The sequence below is a fragment of the Bradyrhizobium sp. SZCCHNRI3052 genome, from assembly GCF_032484895.1.
Taxonomy (GTDB): Bacteria; Pseudomonadota; Alphaproteobacteria; order Rhizobiales; family Xanthobacteraceae; genus Bradyrhizobium.
Map to the genome: position 1 here is coordinate 1 of NZ_JAUETW010000029.1, position 3,954 is coordinate 3,954.

Sequence of the window (3,954 nt, forward strand, 5' to 3'; positions counted from 1 at the left end):
AAAAGTCAGCAGTTGCGACGCAGAGATATCGGTGATTCAGTCTGTCTAGTGGGCAGGACTGAAGGTCATGATGGGGCATCGGCAAGTCGAACAGGCTGCGTTGTTCTATGAGTTCTCGCTGGAAAGGCACATCCCAGCCGACCACCTCGTGCGGTCGATCGATAGGTTCGTCGACCTTGAGGACTTACGGCGGGAGCTGGCGCCGTTCTACAGCAACATCGGGCGGCCCTCGATCGATCCGGAGCTGATGATCAGGATGCTCTTGATCGGCTATTGCTTCGGCATCCGATCGGAACGGCGCCTCTGCGATGAAGTCCATCTCAATCTGGCATACCGCTGGTTTTGCCGGCTGGGTCTAGATGGAGGCGTCCCCGATCACTCGACGTTCTCGAAGAACAGGCACGGCCGCTTCCGTGAGAGCGATCTCTTCCGTCGCGTGTTCGAGACCGTCTTGCGCCGCTGCATCCGGGAGCGCCTGATCGGCGGCGAAGGGTTCGCAGTCGACGCGAGCCTGATCAAGGCGGATGCCAATCGGCAGAAGGGAATCGAAGGCGATAAGAGGCTTCCGCCGGAGGCTGCGGGTCGAGCGATCGACGAGTATCTTGCCGTTCTTGATGATGCCGCGTTCGGTGCCGCGACGGAGGTCACGCCCAAGTTTGTATCGCCCTCCGACCCGGCGGCGCGCTGGACGGGAGCGCACGGCGGCCAAGCCTTCTTCGCCTACTCGACGAACTATCTGGTCGACGTCGAGAATGCGATCATCGTCGATGTCGAAGCGACCACGGCGATCCGCCAGGCAGAAGTATTGGCCGCCAAGCGCATGATTGAGCGTTCAATCGAAAGGTTCGATCTTTATCCAAGCCGGCTTCTCGGCGACAGCGCCTATGGCTCCGCTGAGATGCTCGGGTGGCTGGTCTACGAGCACGGGATCGAGCCGCACGTGACCGTCTTCGACAAGTCGGCCCGCACCGACGGGACCTTCTCGCGTGAGGCCTTCACCTACGACCATACCAGGGACGTCTATCGCTGTCCCGCTGGCAAACCCCTCACCACTACAGGGACGCTGGTGAACAACGACACGACGGTCCTCTACCGTGCGAGCAAGCGCGATTGTCAAGCATGCTCTCTAAGAAGCAGGTGTTGCCCCAACACCCCGGCTCGAAAAGTGCCGCGCTCGATCTACGAGGGCGCTCGCGACATGGCACGCGAGATCGCAAGCTCATGGGAAGGCCGCACTTCACGCCGGCTCCGCAAGAAGATTGAGATGCTGTTCGCGCATCTCAAGCGCATCCTCAAGCTAGATCGGCTGCGACTAAGAGGGCCGAACGGCGCACGCGACGAGTTCACCCTCGCTGCAGCCGCTCAGAACCTTCGTAAGATGGCCAAGCTGATCCCGATGCCCGCGCTGACGCCCGCGTGAACCACACCGCGCCAATTCGTCCTCGAAACAGATGGCGTTCACGACGAAACTACTGCCGACTTTTTCAACGGAATCGGCCAAAAGCGGAGATCGCCTGAAACTCAGGTGAAGTTCACGGCCGTTGTATTGCCGCCACTTATAATGACGCCGACCCTTTCTCCTTTCGATGGCTTATAGGTGCCGGACAGCAGTGCCGCGAAGGCGGCAGCCCCACCTGGTTCTGCCACGATCCGCAATCTTTCCCAAAGTGCCTTTTGTGATGCAACGATTGCATCATCCGTCACGAGCACGACACCGTCGACATATTTCTGAACAATTGGATAAACGCGATCACCTACTCGACGCGGCGCAAGCGAATCGGCTGCGACACCCCCCGCCTCTGCATCTGTAGGACGTCCAGCTTCCAAGGCCTTAGTCAGCGTAGGCGAAGCGGCGGGTTCAACCCCGATAACTTTGATACGTCCAGCGTACCAAGCTGCGACTCCAGCGATCAGGCCCCCTCCACCAACAGAAACGAGCAACGTTTCTATATCGGCAGCCTGCTCTTGAAGCTCAACTCCAATGGAACCCTGACCGAGAATCGTCTGGTCCTGATCGAACGCATGCACTGGCAGCGCGTCGGATTTTCGTACCCAATTCTCACTTGCAACGAGCGCGTCGGCATACCGATCACCTTCGACCACAAGGTCGGCACCGTACGAGCGGATGCGTTCGATTTTGGACGGCGACGAAACAGTAGGGACAAAGATTTTTGCTGGGATCTTAAGCTGCATGGCTGCATAAGCGACGGCCGCACCATGGTTCCCTCCCGTTGCTGCAGCTACGCCGGCTTTAGGGATATCGCGAGTCAGCAGGTTTGCGAATGCACCGCGGGCTTTGAAAGAGCCCGAACGCTGCATGAGCTCAAGCTTGAGCAAGAGCTTGCCAGCCGAGACGCCGACATCGGACGGGTCGATTTCGAAGATCGGCGTGCGCCGTATGTAAGGACGGATGAGCTGCTCACAATAGGAGATGTTTTCCCTGCTGAGCCCGTCGAACTGAACAGTCATCGCGCCTCCAAATGCCTTCACCGTTGAAAGGAGCATCGGTTGACATCTATCCAGATATTTCGTTAATTAGCAATATGCCTAAGTTATTGGATGATTTGGATGCGGCCTTGCGAGCACTATCCAACGATCGGCGTCGCCTAATTTTGGCGTGGTTGAAGTCTCCGAAACGTCATTTCAGGGCCCAACAGGATGGCGATCTCGTTGAGGACGGCGTTTGCGGTGTTCTGATCGCAGAGAAACTTGGCGTCAGTCAGCCAACCGTCAGCGAGCATCTGAAGGTTCTGTCTCAGGCCGGCTTTCTCCGCGCCAAACGTGTGAAACAGTGGACCTTTTACAAGCGCGATGAAAGCCGGATCGCAATTTTGAAGAAAGCGATCGTCGACGAAATATAGCCTGCTTGCGGTCAGCTTCGGGTCAAAAGCGTTCCTATGGTCCTTTGACGGCCTGCTTCCAGTCCGTTCCGGGAGCGGACGTCGCGAGCGCCAACCGAGAAGGTCCGCGAGGCGACGTCTCGAATCAGGCTCTCGGCCGTGCCATCTCAGCGCTCCTGAAATAGTCGCGCGGCGTGCCGTTGACGCGCACGCACTCGACTCAGAAAGGTGCCGAGGCGTCTATTCGTCGTCGACCCAAGCGCAACGATGCTAAGGGAGTCGCTTCAGTACCGTCCTCCCAATCGATAGGCGGCCGTCACTCATCATTGTGGGGCCACCGTCCTTCTCAGGAGCGACATTGCCTCGTCTCGGCTACGAGGGCACCGAATAGTGGCCATTAAACCAGAAATGGATTGGCTCCGTCGATTGCTCGGCCATGCTGGCGTACTGTGGATGGAGGACCGAAGCACGTCTGGCAAGGCGAACCGGGTTCGCATTCCACACATCCCGGCGCCCTGATCGACTCATAGCTTTGCCCTTCGAGGGCAGGATGGGTATGTCTGCCGAAGTCTATGGCTTGCTGTTCTGCCAGATCCCTGAGAGCGGGTTCGGCAGCGGGACATAATCGCGCGTGTTCTAAAGGGCAGATCGAGGGTGCAGATGGTAAAAGGGTCGCGCCGGCCGGGCTGTCGTGAACGGAGTCGCTAGCAAGTATGGACGCGTCTCCGCCATTCGGCTTTCATCCCTGGCGCATCATGATGGATCGCTCGCCGGGGGCAGTCGGTCCCGCGTCCCGGCTTCGCCGTCGCATGCTGACGCTCCTGCGGCTGCCCTCTTGACCGGTCTCGCGATCGCAGTCGGTCCCGCGCCGCAAAGCGGCGCTCCTGCGGCTGCTCTTTCGCGCTCCGCGCCCTGGCGGCTGATCGCCGCGCCTTCTCTTCAAAGAAGATCCCAGGGCAAAGAGGTTCCCAGGAGCAAGCGGCGCCTCGCGTAAGGCGGCTTCGATTCCCTTGATCTCTATCGTGGTAGGCGTTCGCCCGGTCGTGTCCCCGGAGGTGGTGTAGCTCGGTGGAGCAAAGCCGCCCGGACGCGCGCTCCCAAATAGCGCCGTAGC

3 protein-coding genes are annotated in these 3,954 nt (G+C 59.3%); 2 read left to right on the forward strand and 1 reads right to left on the reverse strand.

The features are described 5' to 3' along the window. Positions 1 to 67: 67 nt before the first annotated feature. The gene (locus tag QW887_RS34820) at positions 68 to 1,420 is read left to right on the forward strand and encodes an IS1182 family transposase (protein ID WP_315750567.1); all 1,353 of its coding nucleotides are present in this window, start codon (positions 68 to 70) and stop codon (positions 1,418 to 1,420) included. 101 nt (positions 1,421 to 1,521) lie between these two features. Here the strand turns inward: QW887_RS34820 and QW887_RS34825 are convergent, their stop codons facing one another. Further along, positions 1,522 to 2,469 carry a threonine/serine dehydratase gene (locus tag QW887_RS34825; protein WP_316196198.1) on the reverse strand — a complete coding sequence of 316 codons (948 nt, stop codon included), beginning with the start codon at positions 2,467 to 2,469 and terminating at the stop codon, positions 1,522 to 1,524. A gap of 11 nt (positions 2,470 to 2,480) precedes the next feature. Between QW887_RS34825 and QW887_RS34830 the strand changes: the two genes are divergently transcribed. Then, entirely contained in the window at positions 2,481 to 2,861 is a 381-nt protein-coding gene (locus tag QW887_RS34830; protein ID WP_410052644.1) for an ArsR/SmtB family transcription factor, read from the forward strand. Positions 2,862 to 3,954: the final 1,093 nt, after the last annotated feature.

Bases quoted from the DNA above. Each gene is read 5' to 3' on its own strand.
- QW887_RS34830 (WP_410052644.1), top strand. From the start codon at position 2,481: ATGCCTTCACCGTTGAAAGGAGCATCGGTTGACATCTATCCAGATATT.
- QW887_RS34825 (WP_316196198.1), bottom strand. From the start codon at position 2,469: ATGACTGTTCAGTTCGACGGGCTCAGCAGGGAAAACATCTCCTATTGT.
- QW887_RS34820 (WP_315750567.1), top strand. From the start codon at position 68: ATGATGGGGCATCGGCAAGTCGAACAGGCTGCGTTGTTCTATGAGTTC.